The organism is Paraburkholderia sp. Clong3 (assembly GCF_050436485.1).
GTDB lineage: Bacteria > Pseudomonadota > Gammaproteobacteria > Burkholderiales > Burkholderiaceae > Paraburkholderia > Paraburkholderia tuberum.
The window spans coordinates 243,823-265,519 of record NZ_JBNDMH010000002.1 but is presented as its reverse complement, the minus strand read 5'-3'; the positions used below and the strand labels follow the sequence as shown (position 1 = coordinate 265,519).

General features: G+C 62.9%; 13 protein-coding genes and 3 pseudogenes. 9 read left to right on the top strand and 7 right to left on the bottom strand.

Translation table 11 applies throughout. The annotated features are described in order from the left end of the window. The first annotated feature begins 8 nt into the window (after nucleotides 1–8). Nucleotides 9–902 carry an efflux RND transporter periplasmic adaptor subunit gene (locus OKW30_RS05535; protein ID WP_429346198.1) on the top strand — a complete coding sequence of 298 codons (894 nt, stop codon included), beginning with the start codon at nucleotides 9–11 and terminating at the stop codon, nucleotides 900–902. A gap of 261 nt (nucleotides 903–1,163) precedes the next feature. Here the strand turns inward: OKW30_RS05535 and OKW30_RS05530 are convergent, their stop codons facing one another. After that, nucleotides 1,164–1,982, bottom strand: coding sequence for an ankyrin repeat domain-containing protein (locus OKW30_RS05530; RefSeq protein ID WP_184063622.1), 819 nt, complete (start codon nucleotides 1,980–1,982; stop codon nucleotides 1,164–1,166). Between the two features lie 14 nt (nucleotides 1,983–1,996). Further along, a complete protein-coding gene (locus OKW30_RS05525; protein ID WP_429346197.1) occupies nucleotides 1,997–3,313 on the bottom strand; it encodes a hypothetical protein in 1,317 nt (438 codons plus the stop codon). A gap of 115 nt (nucleotides 3,314–3,428) precedes the next feature. Between OKW30_RS05525 and OKW30_RS05520 the strand changes: the two are divergent. Further along, a pseudogene (locus OKW30_RS05520) lies at nucleotides 3,429–3,830 on the top strand (HlyD family efflux transporter periplasmic adaptor subunit); the annotation flags it as partial. Nucleotides 3,831–3,845: 15 nt separating this feature from the next. Here the strand turns inward: OKW30_RS05520 and OKW30_RS05515 are convergent. Continuing rightward, nucleotides 3,846–5,447 carry a methyl-accepting chemotaxis protein gene (locus tag OKW30_RS05515; RefSeq protein WP_184071156.1) on the bottom strand — a complete coding sequence of 534 codons (1,602 nt, stop codon included), beginning with the start codon at nucleotides 5,445–5,447 and terminating at the stop codon, nucleotides 3,846–3,848. A 483-nt stretch (nucleotides 5,448–5,930) separates the two neighbouring features. On the opposite strand from OKW30_RS05515, the gene OKW30_RS05510 reads away from it, so the two are divergent. The 3 genes from OKW30_RS05510 (at nucleotide 5,931) to OKW30_RS05500 (ending at nucleotide 11,079) form a co-directional block, all read left to right on the top strand. Next, the gene (locus OKW30_RS05510; protein WP_184071138.1) at nucleotides 5,931–7,196 is read left to right on the top strand and encodes an MFS transporter; all 1,266 of its coding nucleotides are present in this window, start codon (nucleotides 5,931–5,933) and stop codon (nucleotides 7,194–7,196) included. Nucleotides 7,197–7,924: 728 nt separating this feature from the next. Next, on the top strand, nucleotides 7,925–10,288 hold the full coding sequence (locus tag OKW30_RS05505) for a UvrD-helicase domain-containing protein (RefSeq protein WP_429346196.1): 2,364 nt from the start codon (nucleotides 7,925–7,927) through the stop codon (nucleotides 10,286–10,288). Next, a complete protein-coding gene (locus OKW30_RS05500; protein ID WP_187631437.1) occupies nucleotides 10,285–11,079 on the top strand; it encodes a 5'-methylthioadenosine/adenosylhomocysteine nucleosidase in 795 nt (264 codons plus the stop codon). Before OKW30_RS05505 ends, OKW30_RS05500 begins: the two co-directional genes overlap by 4 nt. 56 nt (nucleotides 11,080–11,135) lie before the next feature. Here the strand turns inward: OKW30_RS05500 and OKW30_RS05495 are convergent. Further along, nucleotides 11,136–13,039 (bottom strand): annotated as a pseudogene (locus tag OKW30_RS05495) (propionate--CoA ligase). Nucleotides 13,040–13,310: 271 nt separating this feature from the next. On the opposite strand from OKW30_RS05495, the gene OKW30_RS05490 reads away from it, so the two are divergent. Together OKW30_RS05490 and OKW30_RS05485 are read left to right on the top strand one after the other, a co-directional pair. Further along, complete coding sequence (locus OKW30_RS05490; protein WP_429346195.1) at nucleotides 13,311–13,796, top strand: tlde1 domain-containing protein; 486 nt, start codon at nucleotides 13,311–13,313, stop codon at nucleotides 13,794–13,796. Nucleotide 13,797: 1 nt separating this feature from the next. Then, complete coding sequence (locus tag OKW30_RS05485) at nucleotides 13,798–14,040, top strand: hypothetical protein (protein ID WP_184063607.1); 243 nt, start codon at nucleotides 13,798–13,800, stop codon at nucleotides 14,038–14,040. A gap of 37 nt (nucleotides 14,041–14,077) precedes the next feature. Here OKW30_RS05485 and OKW30_RS05480 read toward each other — a convergent pair. Both OKW30_RS05480 and OKW30_RS05475 read right to left on the bottom strand, forming a co-directional pair. Continuing rightward, nucleotides 14,078–15,255 (bottom strand): IS3 family transposase gene (locus OKW30_RS05480; RefSeq protein ID WP_429346194.1). Its coding sequence is split into 2 segments (ribosomal slippage): nucleotides 14,078–14,988 and nucleotides 14,988–15,255, totalling 1,179 coding nucleotides; the frame shifts between segments, so codons are not numbered across the junction. Between the two features lie 114 nt (nucleotides 15,256–15,369). Beyond that, nucleotides 15,370–16,554: pseudogene (locus tag OKW30_RS05475) on the bottom strand (IS3 family transposase). Nucleotides 16,555–17,435: 881 nt separating this feature from the next. On the opposite strand from OKW30_RS05475, the gene OKW30_RS05470 reads away from it, so the two are divergent. Together OKW30_RS05470 and galU are read left to right on the top strand one after the other, a co-directional pair. Then, complete coding sequence (locus tag OKW30_RS05470; RefSeq protein ID WP_429346193.1) at nucleotides 17,436–20,315, top strand: valine--tRNA ligase; 2,880 nt, start codon at nucleotides 17,436–17,438, stop codon at nucleotides 20,313–20,315. 61 nt (nucleotides 20,316–20,376) lie between these two features. Then, nucleotides 20,377–21,258 (top strand): UTP--glucose-1-phosphate uridylyltransferase GalU, encoded by an 882-nt coding sequence (galU, locus tag OKW30_RS05465; protein ID WP_090801031.1) that lies wholly within the window; start codon nucleotides 20,377–20,379, stop codon nucleotides 21,256–21,258. Between the two features lie 109 nt (nucleotides 21,259–21,367). Here the strand turns inward: galU and OKW30_RS05460 are convergent, their stop codons facing one another. Continuing rightward, nucleotides 21,368–21,595 (bottom strand): sulfurtransferase TusA family protein, encoded by a 228-nt coding sequence (locus OKW30_RS05460; protein ID WP_026225937.1) that lies wholly within the window; start codon nucleotides 21,593–21,595, stop codon nucleotides 21,368–21,370. Nucleotides 21,596–21,697 lie beyond the last annotated feature (102 nt).

Below are 21,697 nucleotides of genomic sequence, written 5' to 3'. Positions count from 1 at the left end.
GTCGAAACATGACCATCCGAAATCTTGTGGGCTTCATCGCGACAGCCGTCATTTTCATCGTCGCGATCGTGATTGGCCGCGTGCTGTGGGTCCATTACATGGACGAACCGTGGACCCGCGACGGCCGCGTGCGCGCCGAGATCGTCAACGTCGCGCCGGACGTGTCGGGCGCGATCGTCGATCTGCCGGTCAAGGACAACCAGTTCGTGAAGCAGGGCGACCTGCTGATGCAGATCGACCCGTCGCATTACCAGATCGCGGTCGAGCAGGCGCAGGCCGCCGTTGCCGCGCGCAAGGCCGAATTGCAGATGAAGCGCGACGATGCGCAACGGCGTGCCGACATGGATTCGCAGGTGGTGTCGAAGGAAAGCCGCGAAAACGCGACGCATACCGCGTCCGCCGCCGATGCCGCCTATCAGCAGGCACTCGCCGCGCTCGACGCCGCGAAGCTGAACCTCGAGCGCACGCGCGTGGTGTCGCCGGTCGACGGCTACGTGACGAACCTGTCCGTGTTCCGCGGCGACTATGCGAGCGCGGGCGCCGCGAAGCTCGCGATCGTCGATAGTCACTCGTTCTGGGTGTATGGCTACTTCGAGGAAACCAAGCTGCCGCACGTGCGCGTCGGCGATCAGGCCGAAGTGCGGCTGATGAGCGGCGGCACGCTGCAAGGCCACGTGGAGAGCATCTCGCGCGGCATCTACGACCGCGACAATCCGCAAAGCCACGAACTGCTCGCGGACGTGAATCCGACCTTCAACTGGGTGCGCCTCGCGCAGCGCGTGCCGGTGCGCGTGCGGATCGACTCGGTGCCGCCCGACGTGATGCTGGCGGCGGGCACGACCTGCACGGTGGTGGTGCGGCCGGGGACGGGCTCCGGCTCCTCGTCGGCCAACGCGAGCTGACGCCCGCGCCGCCTTTTATAGCCTGAACTGCCCCACCATCGACTTCAGCCCGCGCGCCTGATCGTCGAGCGAGCGGGCCGCGGCGGTGGCCTCCTCCACCAGCGCGGCGTTCTGCTGCGTGCCCGGAGCCTATCCGCCTTTTCGTGTGCGAGTCGGTTTAAAAAATCCTACCCCCTCGCCAGCGTGAAGCGCTCGCCAAACAGGATGACAAACTGGTTCATCGCGGACTTCCAGTCGAAGGTTGCCCTTTCGGTCTCTGTGTCAAGGCAGCGGATGCTTGCTGTCATCGAGCCGTCGCGGAGGATTGGCTCCCCAACGTGCTTTTATCTGTTCCGGAGTCTCCGGAGGCCATTTCACGCCCATCTTGATGATGCGGTCCCGAATCTCGATTAGCTTTTTGTAGGTCGGGGAATTGGGCGCGAAGGTATTAATGTCATCCCATATCCCTAGTGGGAATGACTCGCCATTAATGTTGTAGGTGTTGGGGTTTGCCCCATGGTCCAGCAAGTAGTCAATTTGATCTAGCGCGCGATTTGCCAGCGCTTGATACAGCACTGAATTACGTAACGAATCGCGCCGGTTCACATCCGCGCCACGTTCCACCAGCAGCCTGAGCGAACCAGATGTCGACTCTCTTGCAACAAAGAAAATGATGGGTCTGCGGCCCTCGATCATGGTGTTGGGGTCAACCCCACCGTCCAGCATCGCGCGCAGGAATTCCGGATGGGAGCTGTTGAGCATGACCCCGAGGGGGCTGCCATAATCCGGTACTTCCTGCAAGGAATCGGCCCCGGCCCTCACCACCTCCGACGCAACCGCAAGCCGGTGCGGGTCGCGCTGCAACGCCTCCTGAAAGGCAAAAAACAGCATCGTCATGTTCTTGCGCCCAGGCGTCTTCAGGTCTGTCTTCGGGGCCAGTCGCCGGACCTGCTCCATATCACCTCGCTCGATGGCCTGCGCCAGTTCGAGTTGCGGGTCGCTAAAAAAATCAGTGGCGGGAAATTTTTTCATTGCATGAACCACAGGGGATAGCGCCAGTAACAGCACCGGCACGATAAGAATTCGGCTGAGTGTTTTCATCGCTTTCAGCCCCGTTATGACAGTGTTTCAAGTACGGAGATGTCCTCCGCCTTCTGCTGCTCGATGCCGTCTATTGCCTGCCAGATGAAGTGCCGCGACACCGGCGAGCCGCTGCCGGGCAGGGGATAGGCAGTACCGGCTGCACCGGGCAGGGGCGTCCACGTCTGTGCCACGGTCAGAATGTCGCCCTTCACATGGTACGCATTGATGTTCGATGGCGTGACCTGGCCGCCGTAATGTTGGACCGTCTTCGGGTGCAGGCCCGCTGCATTGAAGCTCCAGCAGTCCTTGCCGCTGGCGACGGATGCAGCCGAACACAGGCCACCGCCTAGCGAATGTCCGGCAATATCAATTGGCGCCTGTGTCCGGCGCATCTTCCATCCAATATCTACGGCTCGCTCATAGTAAGGCGATTTCATATCCACGCTTTGGCTGACGTTGTTCGACCAGTCGGCCAGGCTCGTCATTTCCGTTCCCTTGAAGGCGAGCGTGGGCTTCATATCGTTGCCGAAGACACGAGGATCGGGTTCGTATAGCTGCGCCCGGAAATTTGAACCTTCTATTTTCAGATCAAGAGGGTCAAGTCGATATTGATCAAGAAATTCCATATCCCCGCTGCGGTTCGCCCACCCTTCGGGCACCGGCCTGGACGGCTCGTAGACATGATCGGAGAGTCTGGCCTTCTCCACCGCGACATTGTTGCGGGCGAGCCGCTCAGCCGCTGTCCGCACGCGCCCTGACATGGCTGCATTGCCCGCCGCAATCAGCGCCTTGCGCGTCTGCCACCGCTGCGCCTTGGTCAGTGCCTGTGGTATCTCGATGCGCGGCGGTGTCGCCCGGGCTGCGCGCGCAGCGTCCAGCCGGGTTTGCCAGGTGGCCGGATCATACTGGACGGACAAAATGGGTTCGCCGTCCGGGTGACTACCTGTCCTCGCTACGGGATTCATTAACGGCGTGCTGCTGTACGGTGACGGAAACAGGCCATTACGCGGACCTTTAACGGCAAGCAGTTTGCCCCGGCGCACCTCTTCGAGCAGAGCAACGATGACCCGCCAGCCATCGGAGTCAGGATTCCGGTCCCGTACATCATGAAAAAACAGCCAGTGACTGTCGATGAGATTCTTGACCAGTTTCCGGTCCTCCTCCCACTTTCCGCGATTCAGTGTGGCGATAGCAAAAAATTCGCGGGTCTCCGCCCTGGCTCTCTGAAGGTCTGCGGCCTTGCCGAGGCACGCTTTATAGTGCCATTCGTCGCAGATGACGTACCAGGTACCCGGTGGCCGCTGGCAGAACAGCTCCAGGGAGTGCATCTCAAATACGGACAGGGACATAGGTGTGTCGATGGTCTATCTGAAGTCGCTGCCAGGATTGACAGCAGTCAGATGATTACCGTGCGACAGGCAGTCCGTACATGGGCGACGGCCCAAAATCTCCACAGCTTCGATGAACCTGTCCGTGTTCCGCGGCGACTATGCGAGCGCGGGCGCGGCGAAGCTCGCGATCGTCGACAGTCACTCGTTCTGGGTGTATGGCTACTTCGAGGAAACCAAGCTGCCGCACGTGCGCGTCGGCGATCAGGCCGAAGTGCGGCTGATGAGCGGCGGCACGCTGCAAGGTCACGTGGAGAGCATCTCGCGCGGCATCTACGACCGCGACAATCCGCAAAGCCACGAACTGCTCGCGGACGTGAATCCGACCTTCAACTGGGTGCGCCTCGCGCAGCGCGTGCCGGTGCGCGTGCGGATCGACTCGGTGCCGCCCGACGTGATGCTGGCGGCGGGCACGACCTGCACGGTGGTGGTGCGGCCGGGGACGGGCTCCGGCTCCTCGTCGGCCAACGCGAGCTGACGCCCGCGCCGCCTTTTATAGCCTGAACTGCCCCACCATCGCCTTCAGCCCGCGTGCCTGATCGTCGAGCGAGCGGGCCGCGGCGGTGGCCTCCTCCACCAGCGCGGCGTTCTGCTGCGTGCCCGAGTCCATCTGCGTGACCGCGAGACTGATCGCCTCGATACCGGCGCTCTGCTCGGACGACGCCGCCGAAATCTCGCCCATGATGTCGGTCACGCGCTTCACGGCCTTGACGACTTCGTCCATCGTCTGACCGGCGTCAGCGGCGAGCGTCGAGCCGTTGCCGACGCGCTCGACCGAAGCCTGGATCAAGCCCTTGATCTCCTTGGCGGCCGCCGCGCTACGCTGCGCGAGATTGCGCACTTCCGCCGCGACGACCGAAAAGCCGCGCCCCTCCTCGCCCGCGCGCGCGGCCTCGACGGCCGCGTTCAACGCGAGGATGTTGGTCTGAAACGCGATCCCCTCGATCACGCCGATGATGTCGCCGATGCTGCGCGCGCTGTCGTTGATGTCGTTCATCGTCGCGACCACGCGGCTCACGACCGCGCCGCCCTGCTCGGCGATCGCCGACGCGTTGTTCGCGAGCGTGCTCGCCTGCTTTGCGTTGTCGGCGTTCTGACGCACCGTCGAGGTCAGCTGCTCCATGCTGCTCGCGGTGCGCTCGAGCGCGAGCGCCTGCTGCTCGGTACGCTGCGACAGATCGAGATTGCCCATCGAAATCTGCGCGGACGCGGTCGCGATCGCATCGGCGCTCGACGCGATGTCGGCAACCGTCGTCGCGAGTCCGCTTTGCATGTCGGACAGCGCGAACAGCATGCTCGCACGGTCCTTGCCGCCGAGCGCGATGCGGTTCGACAGATCGCCCGCGGCGATGCGGCGCGCGATCTCCTTCGCGTACGCGGGCTCGCCGCCGAGCTGCGCGGTGAGCCGCCGCACGACCCACGCGGCGATGCCGAACGCGAGCACGATCAGTGCGAACGTCATCACCGCGATCATCACGAACGACGAGTGATAGATGAAACCGGACGCGTCGATCGTCGCCTTCGCGGCGGTGCCGCGCTGCGCGACGAGTTCGTCGACGAGCTTTTCGAGCTTGCCGGTTTCGACGAGCAGCGACACGTCCTGCGTGCCGACCTGCCAGTTCATCTGCGACAGATCGAGCGGCTGCGCTTTCACGAGCGTGACGAAGTCGCGCAGGTGACCGCTCCATGCCGCGACCGCCGCGGTGAACGCCTTCTGCGCACCGACCGCCTTCGCGTCCGACTTATCGACGTACTGCTGGAGCGTGCCCATCTGCTCGTTGAGACCTGCGAGGCCGCGCTCGATGTCGGCCCCGAGTTCGTCGCGCTCCTTCGCGGTGGTCGCGGTGAGCAGCATCTTTTGCGCGCGGCTCGCGCGCAGCATGTGGCCGCGCGCTTCCTCGGCGGCGCGGCTCGCGACGTGGCCCTGGTCGTAGATCGATTGCGCGGACGCGTTCAGCCGGCCGATCTGCAGCAGCGAAAACACGCCGATCAGCAGCGTGCCGGCGAGCAGAATCGCAAACGCGATCCGCAGCGTCGCCTTGACCGACAGGCCGTTGAACTTCGTTGCCGCTGCGCTGTGTGCCACTGCTTTCATCATCCCCGTCCCCACATGTCGACGCGCCGGACGGTCGGTTCCGGCATCACCACTTATCTCTCCGGGTCTACGGCAGCGCGCCCCGCGATCTTGAATTTCGCTTGTGCAGGCCGGGGCGGGTCGTGCGCCGCTTGCCGTTCCCGGTTCCATGTTCGACGCGCTGCTTCGTGAGCCGCGCAAATCGCGAGCGCTTTATACCGTGGCCAAAAACTCGCCAAAAAAAGTTTCTTCAGGCAAAGAGCTGACAATTCGTCCTTTCACCGCCGAATGAAAAGTCATCCGCCCCCTTGTCCGATTCGCGACAAAACTTGTCCTTACAATTCGCTTCGGCCACATTAAACTTCGGCTAAATATTCAAAACGCCGGTTGCCGCGACGAAACGCCGCAGTGCTTCGCGGAACGCGCCTACGAGGCGTGCTGCCCGCACCGGTTTTCGGTGCCGATCTTTCATTCCACCGTTTTCCCGATCTTTTTTTCTAGCGTATGGAAACGAGCCTCGATAAAAGCGCCCTTGCCGGCGCATCCGCCACGGGGGCGAGCGCGTCCCCGGCCGCCGCTGCGCCGGCGGCCGCCAAGGTCCAGCGCACGGTGTATTCCGTGCTCGGTGCGATCAGCTTTTCGCACCTGCTCAACGACATGATCCAGTCGCTGATCCTCGCCATCTACCCGATGTTCAAGGACAACTTCTCGTTGTCGTTCGGGCAGATCGGTCTGATCACGCTGACCTACCAGATCACCGCGTCGCTGCTGCAGCCGCTCGTCGGCAGCTATACCGACAAACATCCGAAGCCGTACTCGCTGCCGGTCGGCATGGGCTTCACGCTGACCGGGCTGCTGCTGATGTCGGTCGCGCCGAACTTCGGCGTGCTGCTGGTCGCCGCGGCGCTGGTCGGCTGCGGATCGTCGGTGTTCCATCCGGAGTCGTCGCGAGTCGCGCGGATGGCCTCGGGTGGCCGTCACGGGCTCGCGCAGTCGTTGTTCCAGGTCGGCGGCAATGCGGGTTCGTCGCTCGGGCCGCTGCTCGCCGCGCTGATCGTGATTCCGCACGGGCAACGCAGCATCGCGTGGTTCTCGGCGGCGGCGCTCGTCGCGATCGTCGTGCTCACGCAGATCGGCCGCTGGTACAAGCGTCATCCGTCGGTCAGGAAGGCGCGCGGCCAGGGCGCGCACGTGACGCTGCCGCGTAACAAGATCATCCTGGCAATGAGCGTGCTGGTGTTGCTGGTGTTCTCCAAGTACTTCTATCTCGCCAGCATCAATAGCTATTTCACGTTCTATCTGATCGACAGGTTCCATCTGTCGGTGCAGGCCGCGCAGATCCATCTGTTCGTGTTCCTCGCGGCGGTCGCGGCGGGTACGGTGATCGGCGGGCCGATCGGCGACAGGATCGGGCGCAAGTACGTGATCTGGGTGTCGATTCTTGGCGTCGCGCCTTTTACGCTGCTGTTGCCGTATGCGAATCTGTTCTGGACTGGTGTGCTGACGGTTGTTATTGGGGTGGTGCTCGCCTCGGCGTTCTCGGCGATTCTTGTTTATGCGCAGGAGTTGATTCCTGGGAAGGTTGGGATGGTGGCTGGGTTGTTCTTTGGTTTTGCCTTTGGGCTTGGCGGCGTGGGCGCCGCCGTGCTTGGGGAACTCGCTGACGCTACCAGTATTGCGTTTGTTTATAAGGTTTGTTCGTTTTTGCCGTTGATTGGGGTGCTCACTGTTTTGTTGCCGGATGTTGAGGGGAAGCGGGTTAAAGGGTGAGGGTGAGCGCGTGCCGCGGGGTTGGGGCTTTTTCCTTATCGTGTGGTGTTGGCCTTTCCTTGCTGACTTGTCGGTTTATTAGCGTTGCCCCTGTGCGGGGCGGCACCTACTTTCTTTGCTGCTGCAAAGAAAGTAGGCAAAGAAGACAGCTAAAACCGCCAACTCTTAAGCGGGTCCCTCGGTCCGCATGAGGTAGTGGTGCATCTGGAATCCGTGCTCCCGCACATTCGGCGCCAGTGACAAGGCGGTCATTCTTCCGGCGGCGCTGCGCGCGCCGAAACCCCGTTCAAAAACCACCGGTTGTTTCGGCGCATCGCCGAGGCGCAGCCGAGGGCCCCCGCTGCGCGGGCAAAACCATTGGTTTCCTAGGCAGACCCGTCCGCGACGCACGTAGTGCGGAGTGGGAGGGATGATGGCCTTGTCACGAACGGGGAATGTGCGGGGGCACGGATTCCAGATGCACCACTACCCCTTCCAAGCCAGGGGACCCGCTTAAAAGTTTGCGGTTTGAGCTGTCTTCTTTGCCTACTTTCTTTGCAGCAGCAAAGAAAGTAGGTGCCGCCCCGCACAGGGGCAACGCTAATAAACCGATAAGTCAGCAAGGAAAGGCCAACACCGCCAGAACAACGAAAAAAACCCAACCCATATCCAGAAGAACAAAAAAACCAAAAAAAGCGCCGCCCCCGCCGGGGCATATAATGTCCCCCGAACTGCGCCTAAGCAAAAAAATGCCCGACCTCCTCTCGAATCTAAACCCCGAACAACACGCCGCCGTAACGCTCCCGAATGAGCCCGCCCTGATCCTGGCGGGCGCCGGCAGCGGCAAAACCCGCGTCCTGATCACCCGCATCGCGTGGCTGATTCAGCAAGGCCTCGCGTCCCCCGCGACCGTCCTCGCGGTGACCTTCACGAACAAAGCCGCCCGCGAAATGATGGCGCGCCTCTCGGCGCTATTGCCGATCGACACGCGAGGCATGTGGATCGGCACGTTCCACGGCCTGTGCAACCGTATGCTGCGCGCGCATCACCGCGACGCCGGGCTGCCCGCCACGTTCCAGATTCTCGATACCGCGGACCAGCTGTCGGCGATCAAGCGCCTGATGAAGGGCCTCAACATCGACGACGAAAAGTACCCCGCGAAAAATCTCCAGTACTTCATCAACAACGCGAAAGAGCAGGGCCTGCGCCCCAAAGACGTCGACGCCACCGACAACTTCAACCGCAAGTTCGTCGAACTCTACGAAGCCTACGATCAGCAATGCCAGCGCGAAGGCGTCGTCGACTTCCCCGAACTGCTGCTGCGCTGCTACGAACTGCTCGCGCACAATCCGCCGCTGCGCGCGCATTACCAGGCGCGCTTCAGGCACATCCTCGTCGACGAGTTTCAGGACACCAACAAGCTGCAATACGCCTGGCTGAAGCTGCTCGCGGGCCAGCACAACGCAATCTTCGCGGTCGGCGACGACGACCAGTCGATCTACGCGTTCCGCGGCGCGAACGTCGGCAACATGCGCGACTTCGAGCACGAGTTCAACGTGCGCAATCTGATCAAGCTCGAGCAAAACTATCGTTCGCACGGCCATATTCTCGATGCCGCCAACCAGCTGATCGCGAACAACTCGCGACGCCTCGGCAAGAATCTGCGTACCGACGCGGGTCACGGCGAACCGGTGCGCGTCTACGAATCGGCGACCGATTCGCAGGAGGCCGGCTGGATCGTCGAAGAGATCCGCGCGCTGATCAACACCGGCTTGTCGCGCAGCGAAATCGCGGTGCTCTACCGCAGCAACGCCCAGTCGCGCACGATCGAGCACACGCTCGTCAACGCGGGCATCGCGTATCGCGTGTATGGCGGCCTGCGCTTTTTCGAACGTCAGGAAGTCAAGCACGCGCTCGCCTACCTGCGCCTGATCGACAACCCGAATGACGACACCGCGTTCGGCCGCGTCGTCAATTTCCCGACTCGCGGCATCGGCGCGCGTTCGATCGAACAGCTCGCCGACGCGGCGCGTCTGTACAACTGCTCGATGGCCGCGGCGATTCCGTACGTCGCCGGCAAGGCCGGCTCGAGCCTCGCCGCGTTCGCGAACCTCGTCGGCAAGATGCGCGCCGACACGCAGCAGATGAGCCTGCCGGAGACCGTCGAGTACGTGGTCCGCGCGAGCGGTCTCGCCGACTTCTATCAGAACGAGCGCGAAGGCCAGGAGCGGCTCGAGAACCTGCAGGAACTCGTCAACGCGGCCGCCGCGTTCGTCAGCGAGGAAGGCTACGGGCTCGATACGCCCGCGCGCTCGATTCCGCTGCGCCCAGGAGCCAGCGCCGCGCCCGAACTCGCGGTCGCGACCGACGATCCGACCACGGTGGTCCTCGACGCGCCGGGCATCGCCGATCCGGCGCAAAACCCCGACACGATGACGCCGCTCGCGGGCTTTCTGTCGCACGCATCGCTCGAAGCGGGCGACAACCAGGCGCAGGCCGGCCAGGAAGCGGTGCAGCTGATGACGGTGCACGCGGCAAAGGGGCTCGAATTCACCGCGGTGTTCATCACCGGCCTCGAAGAGGGGCTGTTCCCGCACGAGAACAGCGCGATGGAGGCCGACGGCCTCGAAGAGGAGCGGCGTCTGATGTACGTCGCGATCACGCGCGCGAAGGAGCGGCTGTACCTGTCTTTCGCGCAGAGCCGGATGCTGCACGGCCAGACCCGCTACAACATCCGCTCGCGTTTCTTCGACGAATTGCCGCAGGAAACGCTGAAGTGGCTGACGCCGAAGGTCGAGGCGGGCTCGCGCTGGGGCGGCCGCTCGGACAACGCCGGCTACGGGCGCGACTGGTTCGCGCGGCCGGGGTACGGCGGCGGTTCGGCGTCGACGGCGGCGGTGACCGCCGCGCCGGCGCCCGCGTTCGCGAACGAGCAGCGCGCGGCCGACACGGGCTTCCGCGTCGGCCAGCAGGTGTTTCATACCAAGTTCGGCGAAGGCACGATCACCGCACTCGAAGGCAACGGCACCGACGCGAAAGCGCAGGTCCGCTTCAAGCGGCACGGCGAAAAGTGGCTGGCGCTGGCGGTGGCTAAATTGCAGGCGGTCGAATGAGCACGCCCTTGAATCTCAGCCACGATGCGCGGCGGCCGCTCGGCGTTCTGGCCGCGTTACCGCAGGAACTCGGCGACCTGATCGAAGCGATGCGCGCCGAGTCCGGCGTGCGCACGGTCACGCACGGCCAGCGTGACTACCACGTCGGCACCGTGCACGGCACGCCGTGCGTCGTCACGCTCGCGCGCGTCGGCAAGGTCGCGGCGGCCGCGACGGTCAGTGCGCTGATCCACGCGTTCGATGTCGAGGCGATCGTGTTCACCGGTGTCGCGGGCGGTGTCGGCGGCGACGTGCATGTCGGCGATATCGTCGTTGCGAGCGCGCTGATGCAGCACGATGTCGACGCGTCGCCGCTCTTTCCGCGCTTCGAGGTGCCGCTGCTCGGCATGTCGCGCTTCACCACCGATGCGGCGCTCGCCGACCGTCTAACCGCCGCATGCGAGCAGTTCGTCGCCGAGGAAGGCGCGGCGTGCGCGGCGCGCTTCGGCACGCGCGCGCCGCGCGTGCATCGCGGCTTGATCGTCAGCGGCGATCAGTTCGTCGCGAGCGCGGCGGCCGTCGCGGCGTTGCGCGACGCGCTGCCCGACGCGCTCGCGGTCGAGATGGAAGGCGCGGCGATCGCGCAGGTCTGCTACGAGTACGGCGTGCCGTGCGCGGTCGTGCGCACGATCTCCGATACCGCCGACGACCACGCGCCCGGATCGTTCATGTCGTTCCTGACCGGGATCGCGGGCACGTATTCGAACGCGATTCTCGCGCGCTTTCTCGGCACGCGAGACAGCGCGGGCTGAGCGCCCGCTTGTTCGTCCGCTTGTTCGTCCGCCTGGTCGCCCGCTGATCGGCCCGCTTATTCCTTCCTGCCGTCGCCGAGCGCGTCGCGCACCTGCTGCAGCGCGGCCGGATCTTCGATCGTCGGCAAATCGCCCGGCTCGCGCCCTTCGGCGAGCGCCGCGATAGCGCGGCGCAACAGCTTGCCGGAGCGCGTCTTCGGCAGCATCGATACCATCACCACGCGCGCGGGCCGCGCAAGCGAGCCGAGATGGCGGTCGACCGTCATCGCCAGCTCGGCTTCGAGCCGCGCGCGCTCGCTCGGGTCGCCTTCTCCCTGCGCGCCGCGCAACACGACGAAGGCCATCGCCGCCTGACCCTTGACCGGATCGGTCACACCGACCACCGCGACTTCCGCGACAGCCGCATGGCTCGACAGCGCCTCCTCGATCTCGCGCGTGCCGAGGCGATGGCCCGCGACGTTGATGACGTCGTCGGTGCGGCCGAGGATCGTCACGTAGCCGTCCTCGTCCTGCACGCCCCAGTCGAACGTCGAATACACCTGCTGGTTCGGCACGCTCGACCAGTAGGTGCCGACGAAGCGCTTGTCGTCGCCCCATACCGTCGACATGCAGCCCGGCGGCAGCGGATAGTCGAGCGTCAGCACGCCTTTCTCGCCGGGCGCGAGGGCTCGCCGGTCAGCTCGTCGCGCACGGTCAGGCTATAGCCGATCGAGGGCACGCCCGGCGAACCGAGCTTGGTCGGCAGTGCCTCGATGCCGCGCGGAATCGCGAGCATCGGCCAGCCGGTTTCGGTCTGCCAGTAGTTGTCGATCACCGGCTTGTTCAACGCGTTGGAGATCCATTCGGCGGTCGGTTCATCGAGTGGTTCGCCGGCAAGAAACAGCGTGCGCAGGCTCGACAGATCGGCTGCCTTCATCAGCGCCGGGTCCTGCTTCTTCAGCACGCGTATCGCGGTCGGCGCGGTGAACATCAGGTTGATCTTGTGGTGTTCGACAAGCCGCCACCAGATGCCGCCGTCCGGGCGAATCGGTGTGCCTTCGTACATCACGGTGGTCAGCCCCGCGATCAGCGGCGCGTACACGATGTAGCTGTGGCCGACCACCCAGCCGACGTCGGACGCGGTGAACATGGTGTCGCCGGGCTTGCCCTCGAAGATGTATTCCATCGATGCCGCGAGCGCGACCGCATAGCCGCCGACATCGCGCTGCACGCCCTTCGGTTTGCCGGTCGTGCCCGACGTGTAGAGCACGTACGACGGCTCGTTCGATTCGAGCCACTCGCACGGGACGTGGGCGTCGAAGAACTGTTCGCGCAGCGGCTCGTAGGCGACGAGGTAGGGCGCGTTCAGTCGCGCGGGCGCAAGCTGCCGGTCGATCAGCAGCACATACGGTGTCTTGTGCATGGCGCGCGCGAGCGCTTCGTCGACGAGCGGCGTGTAGTCGACCACCTTGCCGCCGCGCGCGCCGGCGTCCGCAGTGACGATCAGCACGGGCTTCGCGTCGTCGATACGCGCGGCGAGGTTCGGCGCCGCGAAGCCGCCGAACACGACCGAGTGGATCGCGCCGAGCCGCGCGCAGGCGAGCATCGCGAACAGCGCCTCGGGGATCATCGGCAGATAGATCAGCACGACGTCGCCGCGCTTCACGCCGAGCGAGCGCATGACGGCGGCCATCCGGTTGATTTCGGCGTACAGATCGGCATACGTGTAGTGCCGCTCGATGCCGGTTTCGGTCGATACGTAGACGAGCGCGTTCTGCTGCGCGCGTTCGGCCAGATGCCGGTCGACCGCGTTATGGCAGAGGTTCGTGCGACCGCCGACGAACCAGCGCGCGAACGGCGGCTTCGAGCGGTCGAGCACGGTGCCGAATGGCGTGTGCCAGTGAATGCGCTGGGCTTCTTCGCGCCAGAAGGCTTCGGGGTGGTCGATCGAGCGGCGGTGGAAATCGCGGTAGCGGGTCATCGGCGGCGATCCTCGTGCGGCGGGAGTGGACGGGGTTGGATGAAACGGAATCGCAAATTGCGCGCCCGGTGCGGCGCTGGTTATGCGCACAAGCATAGCCACGGGCGGGAGGGGGGGCAAGCGGGTTCGCCGTAAGGGCGAAGGGCAACAGAAGAAAGTCGTTGTTCGTCATTTTCATCCGTCGCCCATTTGTTGTTTCTGCTCCGCCAGGTAAGGTAGAGGCGATCAACGTGACAGGTCGTGGTCGTTTCCCCCAGATATTGAGGTTTGTATGTCCGATCGATACGCCTCGGAGCGTGGTAGTCCGCGTGTTCCAGCTTGCGCGAGGTCTCAAGTATTTCTAAACTTCAACGGTCGTTTTTTGACCATGAGTGGTCCGACTTCCCGTATCTATGCCCCCGTGTCCGGAAGAACGGATAGCGGCGGAAAATTCGATTATTCGTCGATGCGTCAGCGCAAAGATGGTGTGGGTCCAATTCCCCCCGGCCAATATTGGATTGAGCCTTCGCAGATGTGGGAGAACCATTGGTACAACTTTGCCCCGCGTGCTGCCTGGGGTGATCATCGGATCACGATTCATGTCTATCCCGGAACACAGACGTATGGACGGGGCGGCTTTTTTATCCACGGCGGCACGCATGCGGGTAGCGCGGGTTGTATCAACCTGCATGCCGGGATGGAATCTTTCGTACGCGACCTGAAGGAGGCGGCTACGTCGTCGCCAGATTGCTACATTCCCTTGACGGTTAGGTACTGACATGCGGAAGTCCAGCATCGCCCGTTTTCTCGCTGGCGTAGTTCTGCTTGCCCTTGTCGTTGCGGTTGCTGCGTTTAACGTGATTAACCTGGACGAAGCGTATGGAAGCGGCGAGCCCTATTATTCGCGCACGACGAACATGGACAAGTGGAGCGATCCTTTGCCGGTGCTGGCTGTTGTCGACGGTGTTGCGGTTATCGTCATTGCGGTGGGTTTTTTGCTGTGGAGGCGGATGCGGGGCTAAGGCGAGGGTGGTGTTCTTTGCGGTGTTGGTGTAGTGGTCAAGTTATTTCGGACAGGCAGATAGGTTCTTTCACTGTCGGTTTCGCCTCATAGGCGGCGGGCGACAGATAGCCCAAAGTCGAGTGCAGGCGTACTGCATTGTAGAAACCGATGATGTACTGGTTGATGTCGCGCCGTGCCTCGTCGTGGTTGGCGTACTGACGCTGCCACACTCGTTCCATCTTCAGGTTCAGGAAGAACCGCTCCATCACCGAATTATCCCAACAATTTCCCTTGCGGCTCATGCTGCAAACCACGTGATGCTGCCTGAGCAAGGCCTGGTATTCATCGCTCGCATACTGGCTGCCCCGGTCCGAATGCAGGACCAGTCCCGGCGCTGGCCGACGCTGCTGCAGCGCCATGGTCAACGCCGACATGACCAGTCCGGCCGGCATGATGGGCGCCATGGACCAGCCGACCACCTTGCGTGAGTACAGGTCCAGCACGACCGCCAGATACAGCCAGCCCTGCGCCGTGCGGATATACGTGATGTCCGAAACCCACGCGCGATTGGGCTCGGCCACGTCAAACTGCCGGTCGAGCACGTTCTCTGCCACAGGTAGCGTATGCCTGCTGTCGGTCGTTGAGACGAACTTGCGCTTCCAGCTCGTGCGCAGACCTACTTCGCGCATCAGCGTACGCACCCGGTAGCGCCCGATACGTAGCCCTTGCTCCCGAAGCGCATGCATCACACGCCGGCTGCCGTAGCTCGCGCCGCTGGCGGTGAATGCCGCCTTGACGTGGGTCTGTTCCTGCAGGCTCTTTGCGCTCGGTCTGGCGCGCCGGTGCGCATAGTAGCCAGAACGGCTCACCTGCAAAACCCGGCAGGCGTGACTGACCGATACGGCCTCCTGTTGCAAGTGAGTTACCACGCGGTAACTCACTTCAGTTCCCGTGCAAAGAAGGCCGACGCTTTTTTTAGCAGCGCATTGTCCTCGCGCAATTGCCGGTTCTCCGCCTCGAGTTGCCGGATGCGCTGCTGTTCCGCCGTCAGCGGTTTGCCCTCGCCAGGGCCGCCAGCACGCTCCGCGTCGTACTGAGCCACCCAGCGCCGCACGGCTGTCTCAACCAGGTCCATCGACCGGCACACTTCGCTGACCGATAACCCCTGGTCCCGTACCATCCGTACCACTTCCAGCTTGAAGCTGGCGTCAAATTGTCGGCGCCTTCTTGTCATCTTGCTCTTTTTCCTCGTCGATTCCGGATTGTCCTCCTATCGACCTGTCCGAGGAAATTAGACCATCACATGGCCTTTCCTTGCTGACTTATCGGTCTATTAGCGTTGTGGTGGTCAAGTAATTTCGGACAGGCAGATAGGTTCTTTTGCTGTCGATTTCGCCTCGTAGGCGGCGGGCGACAGATAGCCCAAAGTCGAGTGCAAGCGCACGGGGTTGTAGAAGCCGACGATGTACTGCGTGATGTCCTGCCGTGCCTCGTCGTGATTGGCGTACCGGCGCTGCCATACGCGCTCCATCTTCAGGTTCAGGAAGAAGCGTTCCATCACCGAATTGTCCCAACAATTTCCCTTGCGGCTCATGCTGCAAACCACGTGATGCCGCTTGAGCAAGGCTTGATATGCGTCGCTTGCATATTGGCTGCCACGGTCCGAATGCAGGACCAATCCCGGCACTGGCCGGCGTTGCTGCAACGCCATGGTCAGTGCCGACATGACCAATCCGGCCGGCATGCTGGGTGCCATGGACCAGCCCACGACCTTGCGCGAGTAAAGGTCCAGCACGACCGCCAGATAAAGCCAGCCCTGGGCCGTGCGGATATACGTGATATCCGAAACCCACGCCCGATTCGGCTCAGCCACGTCAAACTGACGGTCCAGCACGTTCTCGGCCACCGGCAACGTATGCTTGCTGTCGGTCGTCGAAACGAACTTGCGCTTCCACGTCGTGCGCAAGTCCGCTTCGCGCATCAGCGTGCGCACCCGATGGCGGCCCGTGCGAAGCCCTTGCTCGCGTACGGCATGCATCACACGCCGGCTGCCGTAGCTCGCGCCGCTGGCAGCAAATGCTGCCCTGATGTGGGTCTGCTCATGCAGGCGCTTTGGGCTCGGCTTGGCGCGCCGGTGCGCATAGTAGCCCGAGCGGCTTACCCCCAATACCCGGCACGCGGCACGCGGCACTGACCGATACGGCCTTCTCTTGCAAGTGGGCTACCGCGCGGTAACTCACTTCAGTTCCCGTGCAAAGAAGGCCGAGGCTTTTTTTAGCAGGGAGTTGTCTTCACGCAGTTGCCGGTTCTCCGCCTCCAGTTGCCGAATGCGTTGCTGTTCGGCCGTCAGCGGCTTGCCCGCGCCAGCACCGCCCGCGCATTCCGCGTCGTACTGCGCCAGCCAGCGCCGTACCCCCGTCTCGCCAAGGTCCATCGACCGGCAAACCTCGCCCACCGACAAGCCTTGGTCTCGTATCATCTTCACCACTTCCAGCTTGAAGCTGGCATCGAATTGTCGGCGCTTCCTTGTCATCTAGCTCTGTTCCTCGTCGATTCCGGATTGTCCTCCTATCGACCTGTCCGAGGGAATTAGACCATTACACGTTGCCCCTGTGCGGGGCGGGGCTTTTTTCGTTGTTCTGGCTTTGTTGGCCTTTCCTTGCTCACTTATCGGTCTATTAGCGTTGCCCCTGTGCGGGGCGGGGCTTTTTTCGTTGTTCTGGCTTTGTTGGCCTTTCCTTGCTCACTTATCGGTCTATTAGCGTTGCCCCTGTGCGGGGCGGCACCTACTTTCTTTGCTGCTGCAAAGAAAGTAGGCAAAGAAGACAGCTCAAACCGCTAATTCTTAAGCGGGTCCCTCGGTCCGCATAAGGTAGTGGTGCATCTGGAATCCGTGCTTCCGCACATTCGGCACCAGTGACAAGGCGGTCATTCTTCCGGCGGCGCTGCGCGCGCCGAAACCCCGTTCCAAAACCACCGGTTGTTTCGGCGCATCGCCGAGGCGCAGCCGAGAGCCCCCGCTGCGCGGGCCAAACCATTGGTTTCCCAGGCAGACCCGTCCGCGACGCACGTAGTGCGGAGTGGGAGGGATGACGGCTTTGTCACGAACGGCGGAATGTGCGGGGGCACGGATTCCAGATGCACCACTACCCCCTCCAAGCCAGGGGACCCGCTTAAGAGTTGGCGGTTTGAGCTGTCTTCTTTGCCTACTTTCTTTGCAGCAGCAAAGAAAGTAGGTGCCGCCCCGCACAGGGGCAACGCTAATAGACCGATAAGTGAGCAAGGAAAGGCCAACAAAGCCAGAACAACGAAAAAAGCATAACCCCTGTCCACACCGGCCGCCGGCCGGCAAAAAACCTCGTCCAGCTATAATCAACCCTTCCCCGCCTCCAAAATCCTACCTTTAACAGAAACATGAGCGACACCCCGAGCGACCCGACCTCGACGCTTGCAAAAAGCTTCGAACCCCACACCATCGAAGCCCACTGGGGCCCTGAATGGGAAAAGCGCACCTACGCCGCGCCCTCCTTCGACGCGAACCGCAAGGATTTCTCGATCCAGTTGCCGCCGCCGAACGTCACGGGCACGCTGCACATGGGCCACGCGTTCAACCAGACCATCATGGACGGCCTGACCCGCTATCACCGCATGCTCGGCGAGAACACGCTGTGGGTGCCGGGCACCGACCACGCGGGCATCGCCACGCAGATCGTCGTCGAACGCCAGCTCGACGCGCAGGGCGTGTCGCGCCACGACCTCGGCCGCGAGAAGTTCGTCGAGCGCGTGTGGGAGTGGAAGCAGCAATCCGGCTCCACGATCACGAATCAGGTGCGTCGTCTCGGTGCATCGATCGACTGGTCGCACGAATACTTCACGATGGACGACAAGACGTCGGCCACCGTGCGCGACGTGTTCGTGCGTCTGTATGAACAGGGCCTGATCTATCGCGGCAAGCGCCTCGTGAACTGGGACCCGGTGCTGCTCACCGCCGTATCCGACCTCGAAGTGGTCAGCGAAGAAGAAAACGGCCACCTGTGGCACATCCACTATCCGTTGACCGACGGCTCGGGCCATCTGACCGTCGCCACCACCCGTCCGGAAACCATGCTCGGCGACACCGCCGTGATGGTGCACGCGGAAGACGAGCGCTACGCCCACCTGATCGGCAAGACCATCACGCTGCCGCTGTCGAACCGCGAAGTGCCGATCATCGCCGACGATTACGTCGACCGCGAATTCGGCACAGGCGTCGTCAAGGTCACGCCCGCGCATGATTTCAACGATTATCAGGTCGGCCTGCGCCACAAGCTGCCGCAAATCGAAATCCTCACGCTCGACGCGAAGATCAACGACAACGCGCCCGAAAAATACCGCGGCCTCGACCGTTTCGAAGCCCGCAAGCTGGTGGTCGCCGATCTCGAGGCGCTCGGTGCGCTCGAATCGGTCAAGCCGCACAAGCTGATGGTGCCGCGCGGCGACCGCACCGGCGTCGTGATCGAGCCGATGCTGACCGACCAGTGGTTCGTCGCGATGAGCAAGCCGGCGCCCGAAGGCACGTTCAATCCGGGCAAGTCGATCACCGAAACCGCGCTCGACGTCGTGCGCAGCGGCCAGATCAAATTCGTGCCGGAAAACTGGACCACCACGTACTACCAGTGGCTCGAAAACATCCAGGACTGGTGCATCTCGCGTCAGCTGTGGTGGGGTCATCAGATTCCGGCGTGGTACGGCGAGAACGGCGAAGTGTTCGTCGCCAGGACCGAAGAGGACGCGCGCGCAAAGGCCGTCGCGGCCGGCTACACGGGGGCGTTGAAGCGCGACGAAGACGTGCTCGACACGTGGTTCTCGTCCGCTCTGGTGCCGTTCTCGTCGCTCGGCTGGCCGAACGAAACCGAAGAGCTGAAGCACTTCATGCCGTCGTCGGTGCTCGTCACCGGCTTCGACATCATCTTCTTCTGGGTCGCGCGCATGGTCATGATGACCACGCACTTCACGGGCAAGGTGCCGTTCGAAACGGTCTATATGCACGGTCTCGTGCGCGACGCCGAAGGCCAGAAGATGTCGAAGAGCAAGGGCAACACGCTCGACCCGATCGACATCGTCGATGGCATCGACCTCGACGCGCTCGTCGCGAAGCGCACCACCGGCCTGATGAATCCGAAGCTGGCCGCGTCGATCGAGAAGAAGACCCGCAAGGAGTTTCCGGACGGCATTGCGGCGTTCGGCACCGACGCGCTGCGCTTCACGATGGCGTCGATGGCCACACTCGGCCGCAACGTCAATTTCGACCTCGCGCGCTGCGAAGGCTATCGCAACTTCTGCAACAAGCTGTGGAACGCCACGCGCTTCGTGCTGATGAACTGCGAAGGCCACGACTGCGGTTTCGGCCAGCCGGCGCAATGTGGCGAATGCGGGCCAGAAGGCAATCTGCATTTCTCGCAGGCCGACCGCTGGATCGTGTCGCAACTGCAGCGCGTGGAAGCGGAAGTCGTCAAGGGTTTTTCCGACTATCGTTTTGACAATGTGGCCAACGCCATATACAAGTTCGTATGGGACGAATATTGTGATTGGTACGTCGAACTCGCCAAAGTGCAGATCCAGACGGGGCAGCCGAACCAGCAGCGTGCCACGCGGCGGACGCTTTTGCGTGTGCTCGAAACGGTGCTGCGCCTCGCGCATCCGGTGATCCCGTTCATCACCGAAGCGCTGTGGCAGAAAGTGGCGCCGCTCGCGGGACGCTACCCGGAAGGCAAGGCCGAGGGCGAGGCGTCCATCATGGTGCAGCAGTACCCCGTCGCGGAGCCGTCGAAGCTCGATGAAGACGCCGAGCGGTGGGCGACCGACCTCAAAGCGGTGATCGATGCATGCCGTAATCTGCGCGGAGAAATGAACCTGTCGCCGGCGGTGAAGGTGCCGTTGCTCGCCACCGGCAATGCGGAGCGTCTTCGTACTTTCGCGCCTTACGCTCAGGCACTTGCGCGTCTGTCCGAGGTGCAGATCATCGCCGACGAGGCCGCGCTCGACGCCCAGGCGGATGGCGCGCCTATTGCTATCGTAGGAACGGACAAGCTCGTGTTGAAGGTCGAAATCGACGCAGCGGTCGAACGCGAACGCCTGTCGAAAGAGATCACGCGGTTGAGCGCCGAAATCGTCAAGTGCAACGGTAAGCTACAGAATCAGGCCTTCGTTGCGAAGGCGCCGGCGGCGGTCGTGGAACAGGAGCAGAAGCGGCTGGTCGATTTCGAAGCCACGGTCGGCAAGCTGAAAGCCCAACTGGCCCGCTTGCCGGCCTGACCGACGCGCCCGCCCCCTCAACGGCGGGCAAGGATTTAACCAGAGGACTCAGGGTATTCACATGCTAAAAGTTACGAAGGCGGTCTTTCCGGTAGCCGGTCTTGGCACCCGCTTCCTCCCCGCCACGAAGGCTAGCCCGAAGGAGATGCTGCCGATCGTCGACAAGCCGCTAATTCAGTACGCGGTCGAAGAGGCGATGGCGGCCGGCATCACCGAAATGATCTTCGTCACGGGCCGCAGCAAGCGCGCGATCGAAGACCATTTCGACAAGTCCTATGAGATCGAGGCCGAACTCGAGGCGCGCGGCAAGGACAAGCTGCTCGAACTCGTGCGCAGCATCAAGCCGAGCCACGTCGACTGCTTCTACGTGCGCCAGGCCGAGGCGCTGGGCCTCGGCCACGCCGTGCTGTGCGCCGAGAAGCTGGTAGGCGACAACCCTTTCGCCGTGATTCTCGCGGACGACCTGTTGTACGGCACGCCGCCCGTGATGACGCAGATGATCGAGGTGTTCGATCACTATCACAGCTCGGTGATCGGCGTCGAAGAGATCCCGCCGCAAGATACAAAATCGTACGGCATCGTCGACGGCAAGGAATGGGAAGACTCGATCATCAAGATGTCGGGCATCGTCGAAAAGCCGGAGCCGGGCGTGGCGCCGTCGAACCTCGGCGTGGTGGGCCGTTATGTGCTGAAGCCGCGCATCTTCGATCACCTGCGCTCCATCAAGCCGGGCGCGGGCGGTGAATTGCAACTGACGGACGCGATCCAGTCGCTGCTCGCCGACGAACAGGTGCTCGCGTACAAGTATCACGGCACACGTTTCGACTGCGGCAGCAAGCTGGGCTACCTGAAGGCGACCGTCGAGTTCGCCCTGCGTCACCCGGAAGTAGCCGCCGATTTCGAAGAATATCTGCGTACCCGCTCGCCGGTTCTCGAAGGCTGACGTCGAAAGTCCGGTCGAAAGTCCGGCTGAAACGAAGAAGGCGCTGTACCCCGAATAATGGGGACAGCGCCTTCTTTTACATCGAACGGACAGTTTTACCGGATGCAGCTCAACGACGCCGCATCAGAAACGTAAACACCTTGTCATGCGCCGAGCTTTCGACGATCTCGTTGCCGGTCTGCTTCGCGAACGCGGCGAAATCGCGCTGCGAGCCGGGATCGGTGGCGAGCACCTTGAGAATCTGGCCGCTTTCCATGTCGGCGAGTGCCTTTTTGGCGCGCAGGATGGGCAGCGGGCACATAAGCCCGCGCGCATCGACTTCCTTGTGAATCTGAATTTGCATCGACGATGACCTTCGGGACGGGGCGTCGCTGACGACGCCGGACAGAGGGTCAAATTCTACAGCAGGCGGAGCGGCGGCGCCGGGCATCGCCACGAC